Genomic DNA, 25,174 nt, shown 5'->3' with positions numbered 1-25,174 from the left:
ATGCCCAGTGTCCTTCATCGCTGCTTGTCTCTTTCCGGGCCTTCCAACGCTGCTTACTCGAATGAATCATCAACATGCAAAGTACATATTATTTCCATTATATCAAAAACCAAAAACAAAATAACCCCACAAAGTGGGACCTGAGCTTTAAATCAGGGTCTCAGAGATCCTCTGCATGAGTCTCGCGGAAGGACAAGTCCCTATGCACAAAAAAAGGCGCTAAACGTAAGTTTAGCACCTTAGGACATCTTCAGTAACTGCTCCAATCCTCTTCGCCGGGATGGACCAGTGATTCGCGAATGACATACACGAAGGCGCAGACAAGGAGACCGGCGACAATACTCATGTTCTCATCACTCCATCCATATATTTTAAATTTGAAATGAAGTTAGTTGTTGTACTGTATATTTTACCATATCTCCACCAAAAATACAGCATTTATTGTAAACGCTTTCCCAACTTCTTTGTACTGTTTGTCCGATGACATTCATAAAATCTAGGAATATAGGTGTGATTCCCATGTCCCATATTCGGAAGGGAGGCTGCGAATTTGTCCGTAAAAAGGCTGGGTTTACCGCTCATGATTGCGTCTATGGCCGGATTGTTAGTGCTGATGCTGTGTTACCCCGGCCCTTATTTGGAATCCGCCCTGCGGGGCTTGGCCATTTGGTGGGACGTCCTGTTTCCGTCGTTATTTCCCTTCTTCATCATTTCCGAAATGATGCTGGGCTTCGGCATCGTTCACTTGTTCGGCACGCTGCTCGATCCGCTGATGAAGCCGCTGTTCCGCATTCCCGGAAGCGGAGGATTCGTAGCCGCGATGGGGTATGTGTCAGGCTATCCCATCGGGGCCAAGCTGACGGCCAAGCTATGGGAACAGAAAATGCTCAACCGGGAGGAAGGCGAGCGGCTGGTGGCTTTCACAACCTCGTCGGACCCGATTTTTCTGATCGGTGCCGTATCGGTCGGTTTTTTTCATTATCCCAAAATCGCGACCATTCTGGCACTTTCCCATTACGGCGGCGGTTTTCTGATCGGCCTCCTCATGCGTTTCCATGGCAAACGGGGCTCGGTGACCGAAATTCCGGCTTCCGGAGCCCCGGTTCGCGGTAGCCGGCTGCGGCGGGCGTTCAACGCCATGCATGAAGCCAGAATGAACGACGGCCGAAGCGTGGGCGAGCTGCTACAGCAGGCAGTCGAATCTTCGCTGAAGCTTATTATTGTCGTGGGCGGACTGGTTGTATTCTTCTCGGTATTTTTAGAGATACTTACCGAAGCGGGGGTAATGGCGTTCTTCTATCGTTTGCTGGAAAATGGCCTGACGGCGCTCCAATTCCCTCCATCCCTCTCGGAAGCGCTCGTTGGAGGCTTATTTGAGGTTACCCTGGGCGCCCGTTCGGCGGGTGAAGCCGCCTCCTCCGTTCCGCTGCCCTTTAAGGCAGCTGCAGCGGCCTTTATCCTGTCCTGGGGAGGGCTCTCCGTGCATGCCCAGATCGCGAGCATTCTGCACGCCACCAATCTGCGCTATTTGCCGTTCATGATGGCGCGCTTGATCCATGGTTTTGTGGCTGCTTTCCTCGTTTTGTTTTTATGGGAACCGGTGATGGGACGTTATACCGATGCGCCTGCTTTCGCAAGCCAAAACTTCGGCTTTCTGGCCTCGGCCCAAGGCATCCGGGACTGCCTCGTCCTGTTGTGCATCCTGCTGGCCGGGATGACAGTGCTCTCCCTTCTGATCAGCTGGATTCAATCCTTGTGGCGCGGCGTTCGCCGGACCTCCTGATCACGGAACATGAAATGGACGTTGTGTTATCCTCCGATATTGTTTATGATTCTTATAAACCCATTACAAAGGAGCTTACACCCTTGAGATACTATGTTCTGGATCGCGGGGATCAGTTATCCGTGGATTTAAGCGAGCAGTTCCATAAGCTTGCGGCGCAACGGGGATTTCAGCTGGATGCCGAATCACCGGAGATTGTCATTTCCATCGGCGGGGACGGCACCATGCTTCATGCCTTTCATACGTTTATTGACCATATTCCTGACATTGCCTTCGTAGGGGTTCACACCGGACATCTGGGATTCTATGCGGACTGGAAAGCGGACGAGCTGCCGCAGCTGATCGAACTGATGAGCTCTGCGGCCAATTCGGGCTCCATTCGTCCGCGAATCGTCAAATATCCGCTGCTTGAACTTGAAATTCATAGAAAATCGGGCAACGCTTCCTATATCGCCTTGAACGAGTTCACCCTGAAAGGCGTCGACGGAACAGTAGTGGCCCAGGTGGACATCAACGACCAAACCTTTGAAATGTTCCGCGGCGACGGGATCTGCGTCTCCACGCCATCCGGAAGCACGGCATATAATAAAAGTCTTGGAGGCGCCATGGTGCACCCGACGATCGAGGCGCTGCAGATCGCGGAGATCGCTTCGATCAACAACCGCGTCTTCCGGACGATGGGATCGCCCCTTCTGCTGCCCAAGCACCATCACTGCGACATTTTCTCCCGCAAAGAGCAGCGGCTCTTACTCTATATCGATCATGTCAACCTGCAGGTGGACGACCTCATCTCGGTTCGCTGCCAGGTCGCCAAGGAGAAGGTCAGCTTTGCAAGATACCGCCCGTTCCCGTTCTGGAACCGGGTGCGGGAAGCTTTTCTGGGATAGATCAGCATCAAGAACGGATGTTGGATAAAAATGGCATAAGAAAAACGTCTATCGACGTACCTTCAAAGAAGACAGACCGCTTCTAGAGGAGGTTTTTCTTGCGAGATCAGGAAGCAGAAGCTCCGAAACTTATACTTTCTGATCTCATAACAAAAAGCGGCTCCTATACGGAACCGCTTTTTGTTTTCTCTTTAGGCTGCGACTCCCGGCTCTTCTGCAGTACAAAGTACGCGCAGCCGAAGTTGCAGTATTCGTTAATGTAATCCATCATGCCGGAAATGGCTGTGTCTTTGGTTGCTTTGGGATGCTTATCCCGGTAAAACCCTTTAAGCCTGAGCTGACTGTAGCCCCAATCGCCGACAATATAGTCGTAGCGGTCCAGCACTTCACTGTATCGTTCACGAAAGGCTTCAAGGTTCCAACCGTCTTTATGATCTTTAAGCACCTCATAATTTTTTCCGCCGATCAGAATCAATGAACTACCCCTGCCTTTCTGCCTGAGGTTATCGTATAATGGCGCCTATTTATGCTGTGCAGCGGATTGTACCTGCTCATGGGCATGGTAGGAGCTGCGCACAAGCGGTCCGGATTCCACGTGGCTGAATCCCCGCTTCATGCCTTCTTCCTTCAGAGCGGCAAACTCATCCGGATGATAATATTTAACCACATTTAAATGCTGCGGAGAAGGCTGCAAATATTGCCCGATCGTCATAATGTTGCAATCCACGGCGCGAAGGTCGTCCATCGCCTGCAAAATTTCATCCCATTCTTCGCCGACTCCCAGCATGATGCTGGACTTCGTCGGAATGTTCGGCTGCATTTCCTTCGCTCTGCGCAGCAGCTCCAGGGAGCGGTCATACTTCGCTTTGGCACGCACACGATTCGACATGCGTTCCACCGTTTCAATGTTATGGTTCAAAATATCCGGCTTCGCGTCCATTACGGTCTTCAGGGCGTCCCAATTGCCCATAAAGTCCGGAATCAGCACCTCCACGCTGCACAGCGGCAGACGCTTGCGGACAGCCTTGATCGACTCTGCGAAAATAGACGCACCGCCGTCGGACAGATCGTCCCGGGCCACACTGGTGATGACGCAGTGGCGCAGGCCCATGTTCTCCGCCGCTTCAGCGACACGTTCCGGTTCCTGGAGGTCAAGTTCCGTCGGTTTTCCTGTATTTACTGCACAAAAACGGCAGGCCCGCGTACAAATATCGCCGAGAATCATAAACGTGGCGGTACGATTGGCCCAGCACTCATATATGTTAGGGCAACGTGCTTCTTCACATACCGTGTGAAGGGTCTTAGAGCGCATCATGCTCTTGATTTCCTGGTAATTGTCACCGGTTGTCAGTTTGATGCGAATCCAATCCGGCTTTGGCTCCTTGATGGTATTCGTAGGCAATGTTCTGACCTTCTTTCGCTATCATGGTTAGCTGCTGCATGTTCCATATTATATCATGAAATCAGCCAAAATACTTCCATTTCCAAGCACGGATAAATTCGAGGTTCTTGATTCACTCTAAGGCTATGTCGGTCCAGTCCGAATATTGAGCGAGGACTGCATCAAACTGGCAGGAGGTAGAGAACCGATGAAATACATTGTTCCGCACACACGGTGGCTCAAACGTTCGCTGACAGGTGTACTCGCATCGGCGCTGCTGCTGGGCTGCTTTCACCTTCCGGGCAAGGTGGACGCGGAGCCGGCGGCTCCGGAGCCTAACCAAGCCGCCAAATCGCTGGACCAGCTGAGCCGGACAGAAATCCTGGAGTCCAGAAAGGCACTCTATGCGAAGATCAGCAAGGCCACCAACATCCCTTGGTATAGAATTGCCGCGATCGACCAGTACGAACGGACCTTGACCAAAGCCCATCCCAAGGATCGCAAGCACCCGGAGCGCCTCACCGGCATCCTCATTACGGAACCGGCCTGGTCGGGAGTGTTCAATCCGGAATTGAACGATCATAATCCGCGGTCCATTTCCATCTTCGACGGGTACGGCCGCGACGGCTCCGGCGACGGGCGGGCAGATCCCAACAACGACCTTGACGTGCTGTACAGCATGGCGGATTATTTGCAGCGGTACGGCAAATCACAGGAAGATTTCAACATCGCGATGTGGGAATATTACCATAACAGCCGCTCGGTTCAACGGATCGAACAATTCTCCAAGCTGTATGAAAAATTCGGCACGCTGGATTTATCCGGGCATGCCTTTCCTCTCCCCATCAGCAGCAGCTACTCGTACCGGAGCACCTGGGGAAGCGGGCGGAGCTGGGGAGGTTACCGGATCCATGAAGGCACGGACATCTTTGCGAACTACGGGGTTCCCGTACGAAGCACCTGCTATGGCGTAGTTGAGCTCAAAGGGTGGAACCCGTTCGGCGGTTGGCGCATCGGCATCCGGGATTTGGACAACCATTACCATTACTACGCTCATCTGCAAGGGTTTGAAAAGTCCATCAAACAGGGGGATATCGTCACACCAGGACAAACGATCGGCTGGGTCGGCAGCTCCGGCTACGGGAAACCTGGCACGCAAGGTAAATTCCCTCCACATCTGCACTACGGCATCTACCGTGACAGCGGCCTGGTCGAATGGTCGTTCGACCCTTATCCATCCCTCCGGCGCTGGGAAATGGAAGAGCGCAAAGCGCTGAAACAGAAAAAGGGATCCTCCTGAACCGCGTGTTCGGGAGGTCCCTTTTTAATATCGCTATACCAGGGCCGTTTAGTGCTTCCCTGCCTCCCCCGTTACCCCGCTCGTCGAATCCGTTGTTCCGGGGTTTTCCCCTCCCGGATGGATGCTGGGCGGGTTTCCGGCCGCCGGGCTTCCGCCTTGCTGGCTTTGTACTCCAGCTCCGGGCAGCGCGATGCTTGGCGCCGCGGCCCCGTTCTCCCCGACCGGCGTGCCCTTGCTGTCGTAATAATACATCGGCACGTTGCCGACGACCATCAGGTAGGAGACCGGAATTTCCGTATCGACGATTTCCGGTTCCATGTCGAACGGCACGACGACTCCCACTTCGACCGTTACATGAATGTAAATCTCCACGAGCACCATATTGATCCCCGCATCTTTTTCTCTCGTTTTCAGATCTACCTTGACCGCACCTTGAGGCTCGACCCGAATCGGAATATTGGGGCCAAAGGATGCAATGATCGGGCTGCCGAGCGCCTGGCCCAGCGGAATGCTCTCGGCCAGCTTATGTTTGTCCTCCAGCGTGGACTGAACCACCTTAAAGGTGCTTGAGGTAATTTTCATATGCTCTGCGTAATTCAGCATAAAGCCGGACACTTTGCCGGACGTATCCATTTTCCAATCGATTAGGTCATCCGCGTTCTCGCCTTCCGCCACCTGCGCAGCCACCGCTTCGTTAATGGCGTCGGTCGCAATCTGCTTCATGCGGATTTTGGCCAGGTACATGATGGGCGGCTTCAGATGATTTTCGACATAGGCGAAGCCCTGGAGCATAAGAATTAGAAAAACCAATGCACCGATCAGCCATACCCTCCGCCGGCTCCGGGGCCTGCTCGCCCCTCTGCTGCGCCATCTGGCCCTTCTTTTCATGCCGGAACCCCTCCTTCGAAGCCGTAGGTTACCTTATCAGCATATGCCCGGGCTTGGCAAAAAAGAAGAGCAAGCCCACTCCTGTCAGGGAGCAGCCGCTTTCGTATTTTGTTATACTGGTATCAATATTGGAGAAAGATCGTAATCCCCTTTTAACATAATATTTTAAAAAAATGAGCATCCCGTATCCTTTTCCCCCTGTTCAAACGTTATCTCTATAGAGGCCTCTACAGGAGTGTGATTAACATGTTAATCCGTCAATTCCATGACACCGGATATCATCGCGAGGATATTTCGGAGCTGTACCCAAGTTTGAAAAAATTCTGCCTGAGCGTCACCCGCAACCGCTGGGATGCCGAAGATTTGGCACATGACACCATCGATAAAACGCTGCGCTTCTGCCTGAAAGACCCGTCTTCTCCGCGGCAGCCCAGCCTGCCGCTGATGATGACCATTGCCCGCAACCATTGGATCGATCTCGTCCGTAAAAGGTCGCGTGAGTCGGCCGAACCGATGGTTGAGCCGCAATCAACCGATCACCCGATCGATACGCTTCTGTCCGGGCTCGACACCTTGATGGAGAAGCTGACGCCAAAGCAGCTGCTGGTGTTCGTGCTGAAGGACGTGTTTGAGAGCCGGGTGTCGGATATCGCCAGCATGCTGGAACTGAACGAAACGACAGTCAAATCACTGCTGCACAGGGCGCGCCGCAACCTCAGCGGAGACACCGGCGAAGCCATTTCACCGGACCCGCACTGGAAGGACGTCGAGCAGGAAGAGTTTCGCCATATCCTGCTGACCGCCATCCGGCAGGAGAAGCCTGAGCTGCTCCAGCGGCTAATGGAAGCCCTGCAGCCGGCAACGGACCGGGCCCCCGTGGTCGGTTTCGGCCGGACACGGATGTCCTCCGGATCGGGTATGTCCCTGCGCTGTGCGGCGTAGATCCTTGTGCCTTCCCATATAAAGGAGGCCATGAACATGAACACGATTCCTTACGTTGTGGAACAAAGCCGGCTTGGCGAGCGTTCCTATGATATTTATTCGCGCCTTTTGAAGGACCGGATTATTTTTCTCGGTTCCGAAGTGAACGACGTGGTGGCCAACAGCATCATCGCACAGCTGCTGTTCCTGGCCGCCGACGATCCGGAGAAAGATATTTCCCTGTATATCAACAGCCCAGGGGGCTCTACCTCGGCAGGCTATGCCATTTTGGACACGATGGACTACATCAAGCCGAAGGTCACCACGATCTGCATGGGCATTGCCGCATCCATGGGCGCCGTGCTCTTCCTTGCCGGGGAAAAGGGCATGCGTTATGCCCTCCCCAACAGCGAGTTCATGCTGCATCAGCCGCTAGGCGGAGCCCAAGGCCCCGCTGCCGATATCGATATCACGGCGCGCCGGATTTTGAAGCTGCGAAGCAAGATCAACGATTTTATCGCGGAGAAAACCGGGCAGCCGCTGGAACGCATTGAGAAGGATACCAATCGCGACTTCTTCCTCACCGCCCAGGAAGCACTGGAATACGGCATCGTGGACCGGATCATTACGCAGCCGGTAAAATAACCGAACGCTGTAAGCCCGGCAAACTGCAGCTAACCGACCTACCACCATGTGCACAGAAGATTCATGCCCGCACGATCGTTGCAGCGCTCTGCCAGATTAAAAAGCCGACGGACTATGTCCGCCGGCTTTTTTCTGTCCTAAACCCGGCTCTCCACCCTGTACGCCCTTTTCCATGTCAGGTTTTCAGAGCTTCTAGAACCTGCTTAGTCCTATTGGCCTGCATTTTATTGGCTTTTCATTCTAATATCCAGGTCGGTCAGCTGCAAATTTTCATTTCGTCTGCCATACTTGTATGGTAGTATGGAAGTGTCAGGAGGTATCCATGAAATGGATGAAACAATGCTCCAATCCGGTTCAGCCGGTAATCTCGTGTACCAACAGCTCAAGCAGCAAATTGTCAGTCTGGAGCTTCCCCCGGGTACGGCCCTGTCCGAGAAAGAAACGTCCCTGACCTTCCACGTCAGCCGGACGCCGGTTCGGGAGAGCTTCGTACGCCTGGCCCAGGAAGGCCTGCTGCTGGTGCTGCCTCAAAGGGGAACCCGTGTCTCGCTGATCGATCCGGACATGGTGGAGGAAGCCCGGTTCATGCGCGAGCAGCTGGAGAAGGCCGTCATCCGTCTCGCCTGCGAGTCCTTTCCCGCAGACAAGCTGCAGGAGATGGAGAACAATCTCGTGATGCAGCAGGAGAGCATGAAGCAGCTTGACGGCAAGCGAATGTTTGAGCTCGACGAGGCTTTTCACCGAATCCTGTTCGAGGGCGTCCGGAAAATGGGCACATGGAACGTCATTCAGCAGATGAACGCGCATCTGAACCGCACCCGCGTGTTATGGCTGTCGCTGGATCCGCACTGGGGGAACCTGTTTGAGCAGCACCGGGAAATGATCCAAGCCATCCGCAGCCGGAATGCGGACCTCGCCGAACGGATCATGAAGGAGCATCTAACCCTCAGCATTTCGAACCTCCCGGTCCTGAAACAGCGCTACCCGGAATATTTCAAGTAAGTCATGCTGGCCTGTGTAGCAAGGCCGCCGGAGCATGCCATAGCGGTACCGGCAATGGTGCCGATGGAATGGCAGCAGCTTCTTTCTGCAAAACAACATAATGACAAGGCGGTGTATGGGATTGCGTATGGTATTCCGTTGGTTCGGCGAAGGCAATGACACGGTTTCGCTGGATCATATCAAACAAATTCCCGGTGTCGAAGGGATCGTGTGGGCGCTTCATGACGTCCCGGCCGGAGACGAATGGCCGATGGAGAAGATTATCGCTGTTCGGGATCAAGCTGCAGCACATAACCTTCATATTGACGTGGTGGAAAGCGTTAACGTCCACGAGGATATTAAGCTGGGCCTACCGACCCGGGACAAGTATATCGACAATTACGTCAAAACGATCGAAAAGCTGGCGCAGGTCGGCGTGAAAGTGATTTGTTACAACTTTATGCCGGTGTTCGACTGGGCCCGGACGGAACTCTACAAGCGGCTGGAGGACGGCTCCACGGCACTCTTTTTTGAAAAATCCAAAATCCACGGCATTGACCCGTTTGACCTTGTGCAGACGATCAACCAGAACAGCTCCCTGACGATGCCCGGCTGGGAACCCGAACGTCTTGCGCATCTGACCTCCCTGTTTGAGGCCTATCGGAATGTGACGTCAGAGGACCTATGGGACCATCTCGCCTATTTCCTGGAGGCAGTCATTCCAACCGCGGAGCGCTGCGGCATTACGATGGCCATCCACCCGGACGATCCGCCATGGCCGATTTTCGGGCTGCCGCGTATTATTACCGGCCAGGACAGCCTGCGGCGTCTGCTCTCCCTTGTGGACAGCCCGTCCAATGGCATTACACTGTGCAGCGGCTCCCTTGGGGCCAATCCGGACAACGACATCATCGCCATGATCCATGAGTTTGCCGACCGGATTCCTTTTGCCCATATCCGCAATGTGCGCGTGTATGAGAACGGCGACTTTATCGAGACTTCGCACCGGACGCAGGACGGCACCGTCGATATCGCGGGCATCGTCAAGGCATATCATGACACCGGCTTTACCGGTTATGCCCGCCCGGACCACGGCAGACATTTATGGGGCGAGCAGTGCCGGCCGGGATACGGCCTGTATGACCGCGCCATGGGGATTATGTATCTCTGGGGGCTGTGGGACGCCTACCAGAAGCTTCAACCTACCGCAGAAAAGAGGGATACGCATGAAAGCATTGCCTAACCACCCTGCCCTGCACGGAAAAACAGCCGTTGTTACCGGCGGGTCCGGGGTTCTCTGCAGCGCGATGGCGCTGGAGCTCGGACGCCAAGGGGTGAAGGTCGCGATTTTGAACCGGACGGCGGAAAAGGGCGAAGCCGTTGCCCGGCAAATCCGCGAGGCGGGCGGTCAGGCGCTTGCCGTGGCCTGCGACGTGATGGAGCCTGGCAGCGTACAGGCGGCGGAGCGCCAGGTCCGCGAGGCCTTCGGCCCGTGCGACATCCTGATTAACGGAGCGGGCGGAAATCATCCCAGTGCTAACACAACGGAAGAGATCTATAAGCCGGAGCACCTTGGACAGCCAGGGATCACGACGTTTTTTGATCTCAGCATCCAGGGATTCCAGAACGTGCTTGGCCTCAATATGATCGGCACCCTCATTCCGACCCAGGTCTTTGCCGGGCAGATGATCGGCCGTCCCGGCGCGGTTGTGCTGAACATATCCTCCATGAGCGCACCGAGTCCTATGACCAAGGTGCCCGCGTACAGCGCAGCCAAAGCCGCGATTAACAACTTTACTCAGTGGCTGGCGGTTCACCTTGCCGAATCGGGCATCCGGGTCAACGCCATTGCCCCCGGCTTTTTCCTGACGGAACAGAACCGGAAACTGCTGACGAACGAGGACGGGTCCCTGACCGAACGTTCCCATAAAATCATCAGCCACACGCCGATGCGCCGGTTCGGCGTTCCGGAAGACCTGCTGGGTACCCTGCTCTGGCTGGTGGACGACACCACCTCGGGCTTTGTCACCGGCACGGTGGTGCCCGTTGACGGCGGATTTATGGCCTATTCGGGCGTGTAACGCAACGCAAAAAAGGCAGCTCCGCATCGCACACCGATCGGAATTGCCTTTTATTTTTATATTCACGAGCAGGCAGGTTCAAGCAAAATGCCGCTGCCGCATCGCCTCGAACAGCATCAGCGTCGAAGCCATCGCCACGTTCAGCGACTCGGCCTGCCCCCGCATCGGAATGATGAGCGCGTCATCCACCAGCTGCTGCGCCTGTTCCGATACCCCTTTGGCTTCGTTGCCGACGAGCAGCCAGCAGGAGCCCTGCCGGAAATCGTAGCTGTAGCACGTGTCCTGCGCCTGCAGGCTGGTGCTGATCACCCGCGCGCCGCTCCGCTTTGCCTCCGGCAGGATCTCCATCAAATCACCCTCCACCACGGGTAAATGGAACAGCGACCCCATGGTCGAGCGGATCGTCTTCGGGTTGTACAGGTCAGCCGACCCGCGCCCCAGAATGACCCCGTCCGCCCCCGCCGCATCGGCACTGCGGATGATCGTCCCGACATTGCCGGGGTCCTGCACGCCGTCCAGGACGATGACCAGGCTGCCCTCCCGGCTCATCAGGGCGTCGAGCCCTGCCGCGGACCTGGGCTTCCGGACAACGGCAAAAACCGGCTGCGGCGTTTTGGTATCCGTACATTTCGCGATTACCGCAGGCGATACGCCGATCCACTCCGCAGATTTACCGGCCAGGTGGGCAAGCTCGGACGGAATCCCCTGCTCCAAGTCAAACGCGACGCACTCCAGGTCTGCCCCGGCCGTCAGCGCCTCCTGCACGAGATGAATGCCCTCGATGATATATTTATGCTGCTTGTCCCGGTGCTTCTTCTCGAGCAGCTGCGCCCATTCCTTGACCCGGGGATTTTGCGGTGAAATGATGTCCATCCTTAACCGTCCTTCTCTTGATTCATATCTGTCAAACTGCTCCTCTGCCCCAGCACGAGGTTTTCGCGCTGAGGATCGGATCATTTCGGATAAGCCAGCTCCAGCTTGGTCAAATCGCTTTTCTCGCCAACGATAACGAGTACGTCGTCTTCGCTCAGCGGGGCGTCGGCATACGGCGAAATATCCATCTTCGTGCCGTGCTTGATCGCCATGACGTTGCAGCCGAAGCGGGCGCGAATGTCGAGTTCCCTTAAGTTTTTGCCGATCATGTCCTGCGAAGCCTTTAATTCCAAAATGCTGTAGTCCTCGGATATCTCGATGTAATCCAAAATATTCGGCGAAGTGAGATGGTGGGCGACCCGCATACCCATATCCCGCTCCGGAAAAATCACTTTATCGGCGCCGATCTTTTGCAAAACCTTGCCGTGCAGTTCATTCTGCGCCTTGACGATAATCGTTCCGACCCCGAGATCCTTCAGGATGAGCGTCGTCAAAATACTGGATTGGATGTCTTCGCCGATGGCGACAACCACCACGTCAAAATTGCGGATGCCCAGGGCACGAAGCGCCTCTTCATCCGTTGAATCCGCTGATACGGCATGCGTAACCATATTTGATACCGCCTGGGTGCGCTGTTCATCCGAATCGATGGCAAGCACGTCAAACCCCATCTCGCTCAGTGTGTTTGCAACACTGGAGCCAAAGCGCCCCATACCGATGACGGCGTACTGCTTTTTCGCCATATGTTAACCTCCACGACTATAAGAAGTCTATCCTGCTTATTATATCACAGCGGGTGAAAAACTTGAATTTTGCCACCCGCCTCGGGGCACATTACTAAAGAATATCATTACAATTCAGACTGAGCCCTCGGTAGCGGGACGTCGTCCGCACGATATATATGGAAGCGGGCGGCTCTGATGTGAAGGGTTCAAACTTTTTAGCCTGGAGGGAAAACGATCATGTCAATTCTTCTCGACCTGCGCCAAGCTATTGTCCATAAGGTCCATGATTCCAATGAAGCCGAGCTTCGTGAAATGATTGAAGGATCCGTCGACGGTCCGGAGCAGGCGCTCCCCGGCTTGGGAGCGATCTTTGAGATGATGTGGAAAAATATCGACACGAAGCAGCAGAACGAGCTCGTTCATGTGGCTCATGAGCACCTCAAGACGATTAAGCCGGGTCCATTGACTTAACAAAGACGCCGGTGCTTTTACCGCAATGACAAATACCCCTCCGCTGGGAAACAGCTGAGGGGTATTTCCTATATTACAGAAGCTTCAGCAGACTTAAGGAGCCGTCTCCAAAAACTTCGCGGTCGGATTTTTTTCCATCGCGGTCCGCATCGCATATTCGTTTTCGAACAGCACGACATAGTTGCCCTTCTTATCCTTCACCAGCGTCGAGTTGATGCGGAATTTGCTCGGATCGATCTGGTCGTCCACGATCCAGCGGGCGAACTGGTACGGCATCCGCTGCAGCTGCACATCCACGCCGTACTCGCCTTTCATCCGGTATTCGAATACTTCGAACTGCAGCTGGCCGACAACGCCGAGAATCGTATCGTCGAAGCTGACCGTATGGAACACCTGAATGGTCCCTTCCTCCGTCAGCTGGTCGATGCCCTTCTGGTACTGCTTGTGCTTCAGGGCGTTCTTGACCGTCACCTTCGAGAAAATTTCCGGCGAGAACGTCGGCAGCTCGTCAAAGACGATTTCGCTGCCTTGGCTCAGCGAGTCGCCGATCCGGAAAATGCCCGGGTCAAACAGCCCGACGATATCGCCAGGATACGCCTCATCGACGATGTCGCGGTCCTGTGCCAGGAACTGCTGCGGCTGCGACAGCTTGATGTCTTTGCCGACCCGCACATGCTTGACGGTCATGCCGCGCTGGAACTTGCCGGACACGATCCGCATGAAGGCGATGCGGTCCCGGTGCGCCGGGTTCATGTTCGCCTGGATTTTGAAAATGTATCCCGAGAACTTCTCGTTCGTCGGCTCGATCAACCCAGCCGTGCTGCGGCGCGGCTCCGGCGGTGGGGCCAGCTGCAGGAAGTTCTCCAGGAACGTCTGCACCCCGAAGTTGTTGATCGCACTACCGAAGAACAGCGGCGTCAGTTCGCCCTTTTGTACCTTTTCCAGGTCAAATTGGTCCCCCGCCACGTCCAGCAGCTCCAGGTCCTGGCACAGCTGATCGTGCAGGTAATCCCCCGCCATCTCACGGATAACCGGGTCGTTATAGTCCTCCACCTTCTGTACCTGAATGGTCGAGTGGTCGTTCCCCTGGAACAGCTCGACCTGATTCTTCATGCGGTCGTAGACACCGCACAGCTCGCGTCCGGTCCCGATCGGCCAGTTCATCGGCACAGAGCGGATGCCAAGCACCTGCTCCAGCTCCTCCATCAGGTCGAACGGACTCCGGCCTTCCCGGTCGAGCTTGTTAATAAACGTAAAAATCGGAATGCCCCGCTTCGCGCAAACCTGGAACAGCTTGATCGTCTGGGCCTCGACCCCTTTGGCCACGTCGATCAGCATGACGGCGCTGTCGGCAGCGGTCAGCGTACGGTACGTATCTTCACTGAAGTCCTGGTGACCCGGGGTGTCCAGAATGTTGACCCGATGTCCGTTATAATCGAACTGCATCACCGACGAAGTAACCGAGATCCCCCGCTGCTTCTCGATTTCCATCCAGTCACTGGTCGCGTGCTTGCTTGCTTTGCGCGCTTTGACCGTACCGGCCAGCCGGATCGCGCCGCCGAACAGGAGCAGCTTTTCCGTTAATGTCGTTTTACCTGCGTCCGGGTGGGAGATAATCGCGAACGTCCGGCGCTTCTCCACTTCCTGCTGCAGCATATCATCTATCGCTTTGCTCATTTCACTATTCCCTTCATCACTAAAGTCATGTCTATTATTGTATCACATTCTCTACGCAAATCACCCCCATGCAGAGGCTGCATGAGGATGATTTCATTTCAGGCTATGTCTTTAGTGAAACATAAGGCAAGCACCGGTACAACGGTTTTATTTGCCAATCTGCCACACGACGTTGTCCTCTTCCTGGCCGTTCACCGGCCACCAGTGGAAGCCGTCCGCTTTCAGCAGTTCGTCCGTTTCCTTCGGTCCCCAGGACCCGGCAGGATAATAAGAGATATCGCCCTGATTTTGCGCCCAGGCTTCGGCGATTTTATCGACGAAGGACCAGGCCGACGCCACTTCATCCCAGCGGGTGAAATACGTCGATTCGCCACGGGCTGCATCATGCAGCAGGCGCTCATACGCCTCAGGCGAGTTGATGCCGACCATGCAGCTCTGGCAGAAGTCCATCGCGAGCGGCTCGATTTCATTTTCAGAGCCCGGCTTCTTCGCGTTGATCTTTACGTAGATGCCTTCCATCGGGTTCACCCGGATGACCAGCAGGTTCGGTTCGAGCTTGTATTTTTTACCCAAATACACGTTGTTCGGCATGCTCTTGAATTCCACGACGATTTCCGTCGTTTTGACCGGAAGGCGTTTGCCTGTCCGGATGTAGAACGGTACGCCCGCCCAGCGGAAATTATCCACGAACAGCCGCGCCGCAAAATACGTTTCCGTATTGGAATTCGGGTCGACCTTGTCCTCCTCACGGTAGGCCGGCAGGTCCTTACCACGGGCAGAGCCCTTGATGTACTGGCCGCGGATGACGTTCTTCTTCACTTCTTCCGCTGTCTCGTAAGGCCGGAGCGAACGGAGCACCTTCACCTTCTCGTCGCGGATGTCCTCCGGCAGCAGGCGGCTAGGCGGCTCCATCGCGATCATCGTCAGCATCTGCAGCATATGGTTTTGTCCCATATCCCGGAGTGCACCGGCATGGTCGTAGTACCCTCCGCGCTCTTCAACGCCGACGGTTTCGCTCAGCGTAATTTGCACGTTGGCAATATGCTTGTTGTTCCACAGCGGCTCGAAGAACGCGTTGGCGAACCGGATGACTTCGATATTCTGCACCATTTCCTTGCCCAGGTAGTGGTCGATCCGGTAAATCTCTTCTTCTTTAAAAACCTGGCGAATCTGTTCATTCAGCTCTTCAGCCGATTTCAGATCGTAGCCGAACGGCTTCTCGATGACGAGGCGATTCCAGCCTTCGGCATCCAGCATGCCGCCCTTTTGCAGGTTAAACGATACGCTGCCGAACAGCTCCGGCGCCAGGGCCAGATAGAACAGGCGGTTGCCCGGAATGCCGAACTGCTTCTCCAGCTTCACCGTCTGTTCGTTTAGTTCACGGAATCCGTCGACGTTGTTGATATCGAGGGACTTATATTCAAAATGCTGCGCAAACGTCTTCCAGTTGTCGTTGTTCTCCGCCTTGTAACGGCAAAATTCCTGAATCGACTGGAAGATGTCCTCACGGAACTCCTCCTGGGTACGCGGACGCCGCGCGACGCCGATGACCGCAAAATCCTCGGCTAATTTACCTTCACGGTACAAACTATAAATGGCAGGAAACAGTTTGCGTTTGGCCAAATCCCCGGTTGCCCCGAAAATAAAAAATACAGCACCAGGTGTTTTGAGTGCTTCAAGATTTTGATTTTCAGTCATGGCTCCTCATTCTTTCTATGTCGTATTTTGGTCTCTTCAAAATCCCGATTTTACACCATAATTTGGTGGCATAAAATGATTGATGTCATTTTAGCACATTCATCAGTATGATGCTATCCGTTTAACTTGGTGGTAAATCAAAAATTTCTTTCTGCGTTCCAGGCAGGTCTAATACTCAATCGTAATGACCGGAAGCCCGATCGTCACCCGGCTGCTGCCGGTCGATTGATCCTCATGAACCGCCACCTGCATGTTCAGAACCTTCCCTCCGCTTTGGATGCCGGACCGCAATGAAGGCACCTCGTAAGCGTTGCTGACCGTAGTCGCATCCTCGTAGGTTTCCGCCTTAGTCGCCGCCATATTTCTGAAAATGCCATCCTCTACCGCTTTCATGGTCGAATCGGCAGTATGCTCCCCTTTAACCGTTCCCTGCAAAGAAGCATTCCATTCAGCATCGATGCCGTTTTCGTGCAATGCTTGTCCGTATTCCGACTGGAGTTCGGTCAAGGCGCTCAGCTGCTCATCACCAGCCGCCTCCAGTTGAATAATAATATAACTGCGATCCTCTGAAATCTCCTGCCAGTTAAACCGCACGTTAACGCCATTTTTCGTATCCACGACCCGGTATGTCAAGTGACCGCCTTCCGTCAGCTGCTGTACTCCCGGCAGATTCAGCGATTGGGACAGCCCCTCGGCCGCCTCGTACGCATCCTGATTTCCGTTGGCTTCCCAGTCTCCCTGCCACTTCACAACCAGACGCTGCGGCACGTCTACCACTTCATTTCCCAGCTTCAAGAGGGTGCGCAATTCTTCCGGATCCTGATGGGACGGCGCCGACATCTGATTCGCACTGTACCACAAATACCCCATCCATACCAAAGCCGCTACGCATACCGCCAAACCTAAACCTGCCCATCTCCGGACTGCCATCATCCCTCATACATCCCTTCACCAGGAAATCTATCAATCTACTAAAAGGATGTCCGTTTCCGGGGCGATTATACCTAAAGCCGCACGATAGGCGAAATTGGGTGAATGACCATAGCCGCGTCCATAGGCGGTGAATACACTGGTTAATAAAAATGATAAGGGAGGTTCGCACACTTCCATGATCCCTATTTACCCATTAACAGAAGAAAATATTCGGCGGCACTGCGGCAAAATGGTCGCCGCCTGTATGTATGACGGCAGAGTATATACCGGAAAGCTGACCGAGTGCAAAGACGGCCATATTATTCTGAACGGGCCGGAAGGCACCCAGCTGCACGGCGCCAAAGTAAAGAGCGGCCATAAAAAACGCGCTAAGGGGCCTGTAGCCAAAGCTCCACAAAAAGCCACCGTCCGCGCCTTCTATCCTTATTATCCGTATGGCTATGGATTCGGCTTTGGGGCTGGCCTGGCGCTGAGTCTGGCTACCCTAGGGCTGCTGTTTTTGATTTAGCGGTCTTCAAAACTTACACATCATTATCTAAAAAAGCCCCTGGAAGCTATCCGCTCCTCAGGGGCTTTTCATCTGCTATGGATTAATTTGCTCTGGATTCAATCCAACTATTCCGCCAGACCGTTCTTGTAAGCGTAGATCGCCGCCTGCGTGCGGTCGTCTACGCCCAGCTTCGCCAGGATGTTCGTCACATGGAACTTGACCGTTTTGATTCCAATGATGAGGTCATCGGCGATTTCCTGGTTGGACTTGCCCTGCGCCAATAGGCGGAGCACATCCATTTCGCGGTCGGTCAGCTCCTTGTGCGCCGGGGCCTCCACCTCCGGATGGCGGAACCGGTTCATCATCTTGGAGGCGACCTGCGATTCCAAGACCGATTGGCCGCGCGCCGCGGCGCGGATGGCGTCGGCGATTTCACTTGCGCGCGACGTCTTCAGCAGGTAGCTGAATGCGCCGGCCTCAATAACCGGGTACATTTTCTCGTCGTCCAAATAGCTTGTCAGCACGATCACCTTGCAGTCCGGGTACAGCTTCAGCAGCTGCCGCGTCGCCTCAATCCCGTCCATGCCCTCCATCACCAGGTCCATCAGGACGACGTCGGGTTTGTATTCCCGGGCAAGGCGGATGCCTTCCTCCCCGCTGCCTGCCTCGCCGACGACTTCGATGCCGTCCTCAGTCCCCAGCACGGCTGCCAGACCGATCCGCACCATCTCGTGGTCATCGACGAGCAGCACTTTAATCATGGGTGTTTCCATTTCCAACATCCTCACTCCCTGCTTTGTCTTCAGATACAATCGGCACGGTAATTTCGATTCGCGTACCCTTGCCGGGCGCCGTAATGATCTGGATCGATCCGCCGATTTCGTTGACGCGTTCCTGCATATTGGAAAGGCCGTAAGAGGCCTGTTTTGTCTCGTTTAGTTCGAAGCCCTGGCCGTCGTCACGCAGCATGACCCAGACCATGTCTTTCTTTTGGTGAATCCGGATTTCCATCTTATCCGCTTTGGCATGCCGGAGCGTGTTAGACATCGCTTCCTGGATGATTCGGAACAGATGGTTTTCGATTCCTTTTACCAGGTGGATGCCTTTGTCCATTTCAAACACGATTTCCATCGGAACCTTTACTTTGAGCTCTTTGATCAGCTCGCCGAGGCCTTGCTCCAGCGGCTTGCCTTCCAGATAGACCGGCCGGAGATGCAGCAGCAGTGCTCTCATTTCCGATTGGGCCACGGCGGCCATTTCTTCGATGAGCGCCACCTGGCGCTGGGCCTTGTCAAAATCCTTCTCAAGCGTCCTCCCCACAGCCGTCGCCGTCATCGATATCGCAAACAGCTGCTGGGATACCGCATCATGCAGCTCCCGCGCCAGACGCTGGCGCTCCTCTACAATAGCCGATATCCGCGCCTGCTCGGCCAGCTGGGCATTGTTCGTGGACAAGCGCTGAAGGGAGTTCACCTGCTCCTCCCACTTTTTGCTGATGCGCCCAAGCTGCTCGCCAAGGCGCCCGACCTCATCGCTGCCAAGCTCCGGTACGGAGCGGGCGACGTTCCCTTTTTCCCAGGAGAGCAGCGTTTCCCGCAGCCGTTCCAGCTTCATTTTTACCCGGTAGCTCTGATAGAACCCGAAGATAGCTCCCAGACCGATCGGAACCAGGATCAGCGTAGCACCGGCCTGCAGCGTTTTTTGCCAAGAATCAAACGGGGCCAAATAACCATATGTATAAAGCACGTAAAAAATGATCAGGAGCATAACAAAAGAAAGAAGGGCCCCCTCGCCCATGCTCCGGGAGACCATATTAGCCGGTTTTCGGGTTTTCATCAGGGAACCCTCCTCCTATGACAGATCAATATCAACATCTCCTACCAGGTAGGAAATATGGAATTTAACTTTGTATTCGCTGGTCTCATAATTAGGGGATTTCCAGTTCAAACGGTTCATCAAGCCGTTATCCCGGTGCCCTCTGAAATCGATCGCGCCGAACAGGACGAACACTTCAAGCTCCACCCCGTAATACTCCGGAATTTTGATGTCCGTATCCCCCATGATGCCTTGAAACATCATCACCGTACGGTGTTCCTCGGGGATCGCAAGCGACAAATCCAGATCGGCTTCGTTGATAACATGCCAGACGCTCTGGCTTCTCATAGCCCAAGGGACCTGATCCCAATTGTAATGCCCCGAAAAGCCCTGCTTCTGCAGGTACCCGTCCCGGTTCTGCACCTTCCTTGCCTTTACAAAAAACCATCCCAGGGAGATCAGCGCAATCCCCAGCACGATCAGCAAATGATCAATCAGCAGCAGGATGGCTCCGACCGCCACAAGACGGTAGCCTCTCTTCACTTTTCCGCCGCGAATCGTATAAATTCCCATAAGAATGAATAAGAGGGCGACGATGGTAAAAAAGCCGACCCACCTGCCGAAGAGCATGAGGAGGCCGATCCCGATGAGAATCAGCGCAATGAAGCGATTTCTTTTTTCCATGCCGCACCTCCTTATGATGTCTTGGTTTATCGGAAAAGTAAGACCGGAAAAGCCATAGGGTTGTGACGGGCACACTCCTTATGGCTTCACCGGGATCCAGGAAGATGTGAATGAGGTCTCGCGCCCTTATTCCATTCTTCCTAGCATATCATATTGTCCGCAGAATTGAATACTTATTCTTTATTCGATTTGGAAGGAGCGGCAGCCGATGGGTTCAGCTTGCTTTTCAGCGCGCTGAGCTGTTCTTCCACCTTCAGCTGCTTCTCCGCATCGACCGGGCTGGTGAAAGCGGATGTTTCCGGACGGTAAGGGGCACGCATCACATCGGCTTCAGCTTCCATTTGCATGATCTTTTCTTCCATGCGGTGGAATCCAAGGGACGCGCTGCCGCTTTCGATCGTATGCAGGCTGCTGATTTGAGACATTTGCTTTTTGGCTTTCGCCATTTGCGCACGGGCTACGAGCTCATTGCGCTTGTTGCGCATTTTGTAGAACTCGTCTTTCATGTCATGGAGCTGCTGTACCAGTTCTTTGGCTTGCGCCTCGGATTGAGCGTGCAGTTCTTGGTACTCAGACAGTTTTTGGTCAAAATAAATCTTTTCCTCGAGCAGCTTGCGCGCTACTTCTTCCTGGCCGTTACGAAGTGCCAGTTCAGCTTGAGCCTCACGTTGGCCGGCCATCTTCACCGCTTCTTCCACGCGCTGCTTCATGCGGCGTTCATTGGCCATTTGCTTCGCTACTGTAACTTCTGCGTCATGGATTTCTGCCTCCATATCGCGCAGATACTGGTTCAGCATAATTACCGGATCTTCAACTTTATCCAATACCTCGTTCACCGATGCTTTCGTCATATCCTTAATTCTTTTAAATACTCCCATGTTTTACACTTCTCCCTTCTCGTACTTAGATAATTTTTTTTTCAATTCCTCAAGCTCTTTCTTCATAGCTTTCTTCTCGATATCTTCCATCATGGCGTCCAGGTCGGATGCGGACGAGCTGTATCCGCCCGGTCTGCCTCCGCCGTAAGGCGAACCGTTGTATTTGGCTCTAGGGTCAAAAGATTGGGCACCATAAGCGCCATTGCCTTGCTGACCGTTGCCGTAGTAGCTGCCGGACCCCATACTATTGCCGTAGTATCCGCCCCCAGCTACCCCCGGTCCCGGTCCATATGGATTAAAAGGTGTCGTTGGTTCTTTAGGGATGACCAAAGCCGCGATAAAGTAGATGAACAGCGTGGTCCCGCCGGTAAATGGGATACTGATCAAGAACAGGATCCGCAGCAGCGTGGAATCGATGCCCAATGTATCGGACAGCCCCCCGCACAAACCGGTGACCATTTTATCGCGGGTCGATCGGTATAGCTTGCTCATGACGTTACTCCTTTCCGCTGTTGTTCAGCTTTTCCTTCAGGCGGGCCAGCTCCCTTTCCAGCACGCTGGATACCGTTCCGCTGGCTTGTTCGAACAGTTCCTGACCGCCGCGGCGCAGGTCGCGCAGACTGCGTGCTTCAAATTCCCAATCGGAAATGCGGTCTTCCAGACGGTTGAACATCTTGGGAACATCCTGTCCGCCAAAACCTTCCATTCGCTGATTCATCCGCTGCTGAAGTCTGAGGGTTTCCATCCGTGCCGCGTAGTATTGACGTTTGCTGTACACGGTTTGGTACTCCAATTTCAGGTCGTTCAGCTGATTTTCCAGCTCGGTGAGCGACTGGCGGGTTGTATCCAGCAGTCCTCCGTATTGCTCGAGCTTTTCTTCATAGATGATTTTTTCCTGCAGTGCGAGCTTGGCTAGATGATCCTCGCCGGCCTTCAGAGCCAGCAGCGCCTGCTCCTCACGCTTTTCCTTCATACTGGATGCCTGATCCACTTGCTGCTTCAGCTGTCTCACATGAGCGGAGTACTGCTGAACGAGCTTCTCGGCTTCCATAATATCGTCACGCGTTGATGCCAAAAACTGATCGATCAACCGTACCGGGTCCTGACTTTGTTCCAAACGTTCATTTAATGTCGCTACGGTGATATCCCGTACCCTGCGAAATACGCTCATCTGTTTTTGCTCCCTCCTTATAAGCTGTGATCGCCTATTCGTTTGATTGTATTTATTGAAGGTAATTCTTTGTTACCGTTACATCCACTTCGACGACTTCTTACCTTTCAGCAGCATAATCCCGAACACTACCAGGGCAATTCCCAGCAGCGGTCCGATGATCCAGGACAGCTTCGCCAGAAGTCCCATGACACCGAATGCGAGGATAATCGTACCGATTACCACCTTACCTCTGCGAATTCCATAATAGCCGAGCACGATCATCAGGATCGGGAAGATCAATCCGATCAGCCTGCCGAATAATGGAGCGAATACTCCCAGGAGCATCAGTGCTCCGATTGCGATCAATACGATCGCCCAACCAGAAGTTTTATTTGTTCTCATGCATTGTCACCGCCTTTCGTTTGTATCAACCTTATGACTCTATTTTAGGTTCTATCCGGGTTTTCCAAAACGGACCCCAGACGGTTTTTAATCCTAGACCTAAGTCGGGGGAAGCCTCGGACCTTAGACGAAGCAAGCTTTTTCTGCATGGAACGCGGCAGCCACATCCTCCACTGGCAGCCCCAATATCCCGCCAATAAAACATGAACGACACGCTTTGGGAACTTTAATGAGCAGTCTTTTTATACATTGCTTGGGATAGGAATCGTTGGAGGCTCTGAGCAAGGGATTTAGCACTTAGCTAAAGAAACATTGAGCCTGTTTAGCCTAGGTAAAGCCGGCTGGAATGGTTTATCAACTTTAAACAAGGATGAGGAACACGTTCAAAGGGAGTAATGGTAGAACGAACCGATTGATCAGAGGATCTTTTTCAAGGCTGTTGTACACCCTCTTACTCCCATCTTACGAGGGCATGTCATATAACGAGAACATCTATGCGGATAGGACCTACATAAAACAACAGGATACGAATTAAACGCCATACAAGCCATACAAATAAACGCAATACGAATTAAAATGGCCGCCTTTCTGCGGGATATCATCAGGTGGCTGATTGGAAGGAGGAGTGCAATATAATGGGAGGAGAGACTAACGAACGACGAACGATGGCTCGGTTTACAATGTTAGTCTATACAAGAAAAAGCCTTGGAAAGATATCCAAGGCTTTTCTCTATGATGCCGGTGAAGGGACTCGAACCCCCACGGTTTCCCTCACGATTTTGAGTCGCGCGCGTCTGCCAATTCCGCCACACCGGCATATTCAGTTAAAAAAAATGGCGCGCCCTAAGAGATTCGAACTCCTGACCTTTTGATTCGTAGTCAAACGCTCTATCCAGCTGAGCTAAGGGCGCATATGAAATTAATGGAGGCGCCACCCAGATTCGAACTGGGGATAAAGCTTTTGCAGAGCTGTGCCTTACCACTTGGCTATGGCGCCGAAATCAAATGGAGCGGACGACGGGAATCGAACCCGCGACCCTCGCCTTGGCAAGGCGATGCTCTACCGCTGAGCCACGTCCGCTTAAACTGGCTGGGGATATAGGATTCGAACCTATGCATGACGGAGTCAAAGTCCGTTGCCTTACCGCTTGGCTAATCCCCAACAAGATTGTCATTATAAGTTATGGGGCGATCGATGGGACTTGAACCCACGAATGCCGGAGCCACAATCCGGTGCGTTAACCCCTTCGCCACGACCGCCATAATAAAAGATATGAAGCTGTATTTCGAATGGCAGGGGCAGCAGGAATTGAACCCACACTAACGGTTTTGGAGACCGCTGTTCTACCTTTAAACTATGCCCCTATAATAAAACTGGTGGAGGCTGATGGATTCGAACCACCGAACTCGTACGAGAACAGATTTACAGTCTGCTGCGTTTGGCCACTTCGCTAAGCCTCCATATGGTGCCGGCGAGAGGACTTGAACCCCCAACCTACTGATTACAAGTCAGTTGCTCTACCAATTGAGCTACACCGGCTTTTATGCTTGTTATTAAATTCATGGTGGCTCGGGACGGAATCGAACCGCCGACACGAGGATTTTCAGTCCTCTGCTCTACCGACTGAGCTACCGAGCCTAATTTTGTTTCTAATTAAGAGCATTATTGCAACAAACTAAACTCTCAAGAAAATAAATGGCGGAACCGACGGGATTCGAACCCGCGATCTCCTGCGTGACAGGCAGGCATGTTAGGCCTCTACACCACGGTTCCACGGCCAATTATGTATCTCCATACATAAGGAGATAAATTGCGGGGGCAGGATTTGAACCTGCGACCTTCGGGTTATGAGCCCGACGAGCTACCGGACTGCTCCACCCCGCGTCATTAAAAATATTTATTTTCTTTAAAGTATACATGGTGGAGGCTGAGGGGATCGAACCCCCGACCCTCTGCTTGTAAGGCAGATGCTCTCCCAGCTGAGCTAAGCCTCCATAAGAAACACTTTTAATATCTTAGCAGATAAACCACTAAAAAGGCAAGTATTATTTCGTTGGGATTCCCATCCCTGATGCTAATAATTAAAGTGGTGACCCGTATGGGATTCGAACCCATGTTACCTCCGTGAAAGGGAGGTGTCTTAACCCCTTGACCAACGGGCCAAACTATAATGGCGGAGAGAGAGGGATTCGAACCCTCGAGACGCTTTTGGCGCCTACACGATTTCCAATCGTGCTCCTTCGGCCAACTCGGACACCTCTCCATAATGGCTCCCCGAACAGGACTCGAACCTGTGACAACTCGATTAACAGTCGAGTGCTCTACCAACTGAGCTATCAGGGAACAATATTTAATTCAAGTGTTTGATCACTTGAAAACTAGATACGAAACGAATCTGTGTTTTATATTTTTGGATAAGCCCTCGACCGATTAGTATTGGTCAGCTCCATGCATTGCTGCACTTCCACCTCCAACCTATCTACCTCGTCGTCTACAAGGGGTCTTAC

25 protein-coding genes, 16 tRNA genes and 1 rRNA gene are annotated in these 25,174 nt (G+C 53.5%); 10 read left to right on the top strand and 32 right to left on the bottom strand.

The genetic code is table 11. From position 1 onward, the window contains the following. Positions 1-550 precede the first annotated feature (550 nt). Positions 551-1,783, top strand: coding sequence for a sporulation integral membrane protein YlbJ (gene ylbJ, locus ABID47_RS28650; protein WP_076175148.1), 1,233 nt, complete (start codon positions 551-553; stop codon positions 1,781-1,783). An 83-nt stretch (positions 1,784-1,866) separates the two neighbouring features. Continuing rightward, positions 1,867-2,670: an NAD kinase gene (locus ABID47_RS28645; protein ID WP_076175238.1), complete on the top strand. Its 804-nt coding sequence runs from the start codon at positions 1,867-1,869 to the stop codon at positions 2,668-2,670. A 163-nt stretch (positions 2,671-2,833) separates the two neighbouring features. Here the strand turns inward: ABID47_RS28645 and ABID47_RS28640 are convergent, their stop codons facing one another. Continuing rightward, entirely contained in the window at positions 2,834-3,145 is a 312-nt protein-coding gene (locus tag ABID47_RS28640; RefSeq protein WP_076175150.1) for a YutD family protein, read from the bottom strand. A gap of 45 nt (positions 3,146-3,190) precedes the next feature. Beyond that, entirely contained in the window at positions 3,191-4,072 is an 882-nt protein-coding gene (gene lipA / locus ABID47_RS28635; protein WP_234489770.1) for a lipoyl synthase, read from the bottom strand. 187 nt (positions 4,073-4,259) lie between these two features. Here lipA and ABID47_RS28630 point away from each other — a divergent pair, with 187 nt between their 5' ends. After that, positions 4,260-5,351, top strand: coding sequence for a M23 family metallopeptidase (locus ABID47_RS28630; protein WP_354502021.1), 1,092 nt, complete (start codon positions 4,260-4,262; stop codon positions 5,349-5,351). Between the two features lie 48 nt (positions 5,352-5,399). On the opposite strand, the gene yunB is transcribed toward ABID47_RS28630, so the two are convergent. Then, complete coding sequence (gene yunB, locus ABID47_RS28625; protein WP_354502018.1) at positions 5,400-6,239, bottom strand: sporulation protein YunB; 840 nt, start codon at positions 6,237-6,239, stop codon at positions 5,400-5,402. Between the two features lie 246 nt (positions 6,240-6,485). On the opposite strand from yunB, the gene ABID47_RS28620 reads away from it, so the two are divergent. The 5 genes from ABID47_RS28620 to ABID47_RS28600 all read left to right on the top strand — a co-directional run bounded on the left by ABID47_RS28620 (position 6,486) and on the right by ABID47_RS28600 (position 10,867). Further along, positions 6,486-7,181, top strand: coding sequence for a sigma-70 family RNA polymerase sigma factor (locus tag ABID47_RS28620; RefSeq protein WP_354502015.1), 696 nt, complete (start codon positions 6,486-6,488; stop codon positions 7,179-7,181). 30 nt (positions 7,182-7,211) lie between these two features. Next, on the top strand, positions 7,212-7,805 hold the full coding sequence (gene clpP / locus ABID47_RS28615) for an ATP-dependent Clp endopeptidase proteolytic subunit ClpP (protein ID WP_258875268.1): 594 nt from the start codon (positions 7,212-7,214) through the stop codon (positions 7,803-7,805). A gap of 327 nt (positions 7,806-8,132) precedes the next feature. Then, positions 8,133-8,807: a GntR family transcriptional regulator gene (locus ABID47_RS28610; RefSeq protein WP_076175161.1), complete on the top strand. Its 675-nt coding sequence runs from the start codon at positions 8,133-8,135 to the stop codon at positions 8,805-8,807. 121 nt (positions 8,808-8,928) lie between these two features. Next, on the top strand, positions 8,929-10,029 hold the full coding sequence (gene uxuA, locus ABID47_RS28605; RefSeq protein ID WP_116231810.1) for a mannonate dehydratase: 1,101 nt from the start codon (positions 8,929-8,931) through the stop codon (positions 10,027-10,029). Continuing rightward, entirely contained in the window at positions 10,013-10,867 is an 855-nt protein-coding gene (locus ABID47_RS28600) for an SDR family oxidoreductase (protein WP_089549876.1), read from the top strand. The genes uxuA and ABID47_RS28600 overlap by 17 nt, the downstream gene beginning before the upstream one ends. A 78-nt stretch (positions 10,868-10,945) precedes the next feature. Here ABID47_RS28600 and ABID47_RS28595 read toward each other — a convergent pair whose 3' ends face one another. Further along, positions 10,946-11,740, bottom strand: coding sequence for a TrmH family RNA methyltransferase (locus ABID47_RS28595; RefSeq protein WP_354502009.1), 795 nt, complete (start codon positions 11,738-11,740; stop codon positions 10,946-10,948). A gap of 80 nt (positions 11,741-11,820) precedes the next feature. After that, entirely contained in the window at positions 11,821-12,483 is a 663-nt protein-coding gene (locus ABID47_RS28590) for a potassium channel family protein (RefSeq protein WP_212970511.1), read from the bottom strand. Positions 12,484-12,702: 219 nt separating this feature from the next. On the opposite strand from ABID47_RS28590, the gene ABID47_RS28585 reads away from it, so the two are divergent. After that, on the top strand, positions 12,703-12,936 hold the full coding sequence (locus ABID47_RS28585) for a small acid-soluble spore protein SspI (protein WP_076175171.1): 234 nt from the start codon (positions 12,703-12,705) through the stop codon (positions 12,934-12,936). Positions 12,937-13,029: 93 nt separating this feature from the next. Here the strand turns inward: ABID47_RS28585 and ABID47_RS28580 are convergent, their stop codons facing one another. The 3 genes from ABID47_RS28580 to ABID47_RS28570 form a co-directional block, all read right to left on the bottom strand. Continuing rightward, positions 13,030-14,613 carry a peptide chain release factor 3 gene (locus tag ABID47_RS28580; RefSeq protein WP_354502004.1) on the bottom strand — a complete coding sequence of 528 codons (1,584 nt, stop codon included), beginning with the start codon at positions 14,611-14,613 and terminating at the stop codon, positions 13,030-13,032. Between the two features lie 147 nt (positions 14,614-14,760). Further along, positions 14,761-16,311 (bottom strand): glucose-6-phosphate dehydrogenase, encoded by a 1,551-nt coding sequence (zwf, locus tag ABID47_RS28575; RefSeq protein ID WP_354502001.1) that lies wholly within the window; start codon positions 16,309-16,311, stop codon positions 14,761-14,763. Between the two features lie 168 nt (positions 16,312-16,479). Beyond that, a complete protein-coding gene (locus ABID47_RS28570; RefSeq protein ID WP_354501998.1) occupies positions 16,480-17,244 on the bottom strand; it encodes a YwmB family TATA-box binding protein in 765 nt (254 codons plus the stop codon). A gap of 175 nt (positions 17,245-17,419) precedes the next feature. Here ABID47_RS28570 and ABID47_RS28565 point away from each other — a divergent pair, with 175 nt between their 5' ends. After that, entirely contained in the window at positions 17,420-17,752 is a 333-nt protein-coding gene (locus ABID47_RS28565) for a hypothetical protein (RefSeq protein WP_354501995.1), read from the top strand. Between the two features lie 107 nt (positions 17,753-17,859). Here the strand turns inward: ABID47_RS28565 and ABID47_RS28560 are convergent, their stop codons facing one another. From ABID47_RS28560 to ABID47_RS28445, 24 genes are all read right to left on the bottom strand, one after another. Continuing rightward, positions 17,860-18,507, bottom strand: a complete 648-nt coding sequence (locus ABID47_RS28560) for a response regulator transcription factor (RefSeq protein WP_076175243.1) — start codon at positions 18,505-18,507, stop codon at positions 17,860-17,862. Next, complete coding sequence (locus ABID47_RS28555; RefSeq protein ID WP_354501992.1) at positions 18,488-19,570, bottom strand: sensor histidine kinase; 1,083 nt, start codon at positions 19,568-19,570, stop codon at positions 18,488-18,490. Before ABID47_RS28555 ends, ABID47_RS28560 begins: the two co-directional genes overlap by 20 nt. 15 nt (positions 19,571-19,585) lie before the next feature. Next, on the bottom strand, positions 19,586-20,233 hold the full coding sequence (gene liaF / locus ABID47_RS28550) for a cell wall-active antibiotics response protein LiaF (protein ID WP_076175183.1): 648 nt from the start codon (positions 20,231-20,233) through the stop codon (positions 19,586-19,588). A 173-nt stretch (positions 20,234-20,406) separates the two neighbouring features. Next, positions 20,407-21,111 carry a PspA/IM30 family protein gene (locus ABID47_RS28545; RefSeq protein ID WP_354501988.1) on the bottom strand — a complete coding sequence of 235 codons (705 nt, stop codon included), beginning with the start codon at positions 21,109-21,111 and terminating at the stop codon, positions 20,407-20,409. 3 nt (positions 21,112-21,114) lie between these two features. Further along, positions 21,115-21,603 (bottom strand): PspC domain-containing protein, encoded by a 489-nt coding sequence (locus ABID47_RS28540; RefSeq protein WP_145026286.1) that lies wholly within the window; start codon positions 21,601-21,603, stop codon positions 21,115-21,117. A 4-nt stretch (positions 21,604-21,607) separates the two neighbouring features. Continuing rightward, positions 21,608-22,282, bottom strand: coding sequence for a PspA/IM30 family protein (locus tag ABID47_RS28535; protein WP_116231802.1), 675 nt, complete (start codon positions 22,280-22,282; stop codon positions 21,608-21,610). Positions 22,283-22,360: 78 nt separating this feature from the next. Further along, complete coding sequence (locus ABID47_RS28530; protein WP_076175192.1) at positions 22,361-22,666, bottom strand: LiaF transmembrane domain-containing protein; 306 nt, start codon at positions 22,664-22,666, stop codon at positions 22,361-22,363. Positions 22,667-23,402: 736 nt separating this feature from the next. Continuing rightward, positions 23,403-23,482 (bottom strand) — tRNA-Leu (locus tag ABID47_RS28525). Positions 23,483-23,500: 18 nt separating this feature from the next. Beyond that, positions 23,501-23,577 (bottom strand) — tRNA-Arg (locus ABID47_RS28520). 12 nt (positions 23,578-23,589) lie between these two features. After that, positions 23,590-23,663: transfer RNA gene (locus ABID47_RS28515), tRNA-Cys, on the bottom strand. 9 nt (positions 23,664-23,672) lie between these two features. After that, positions 23,673-23,747 (bottom strand) — tRNA-Gly (locus ABID47_RS28510). A 6-nt stretch (positions 23,748-23,753) separates the two neighbouring features. After that, positions 23,754-23,828 (bottom strand) — tRNA-Gln (locus ABID47_RS28505). 22 nt (positions 23,829-23,850) lie between these two features. Further along, positions 23,851-23,926, bottom strand: a tRNA-His gene (locus tag ABID47_RS28500). A 31-nt stretch (positions 23,927-23,957) separates the two neighbouring features. After that, positions 23,958-24,031 (bottom strand) — tRNA-Trp (locus ABID47_RS28495). Between the two features lie 10 nt (positions 24,032-24,041). After that, a tRNA-Tyr gene (locus tag ABID47_RS28490) sits at positions 24,042-24,127 on the bottom strand. 3 nt (positions 24,128-24,130) lie between these two features. After that, positions 24,131-24,206, bottom strand: a tRNA-Thr gene (locus ABID47_RS28485). A gap of 23 nt (positions 24,207-24,229) precedes the next feature. Then, positions 24,230-24,305 (bottom strand) — tRNA-Phe (locus tag ABID47_RS28480). Positions 24,306-24,363: 58 nt separating this feature from the next. Further along, positions 24,364-24,440: transfer RNA gene (locus ABID47_RS28475), tRNA-Asp, on the bottom strand. 37 nt (positions 24,441-24,477) lie between these two features. After that, positions 24,478-24,551: transfer RNA gene (locus ABID47_RS28470), tRNA-Met, on the bottom strand. 34 nt (positions 24,552-24,585) lie between these two features. Next, positions 24,586-24,661 (bottom strand) — tRNA-Val (locus ABID47_RS28465). Positions 24,662-24,754: 93 nt separating this feature from the next. Then, positions 24,755-24,829, bottom strand: a tRNA-Glu gene (locus ABID47_RS28460). A gap of 9 nt (positions 24,830-24,838) precedes the next feature. Further along, positions 24,839-24,930: transfer RNA gene (locus ABID47_RS28455), tRNA-Ser, on the bottom strand. A gap of 4 nt (positions 24,931-24,934) precedes the next feature. Beyond that, positions 24,935-25,010, bottom strand: a tRNA-Asn gene (locus ABID47_RS28450). 67 nt (positions 25,011-25,077) lie between these two features. Then, a 23S ribosomal RNA gene (locus ABID47_RS28445) occupies positions 25,078-25,174 on the bottom strand; the annotation flags it as partial.

Source organism: Paenibacillus favisporus, from assembly GCF_040545415.1.
Lineage (GTDB): Bacteria > Bacillota > Bacilli > Paenibacillales > Paenibacillaceae > Paenibacillus_AQ > Paenibacillus_AQ favisporus.
Note: the sequence above shows the minus strand (reverse complement) of the source record. Positions and strands in the feature narration are given on the sequence as shown.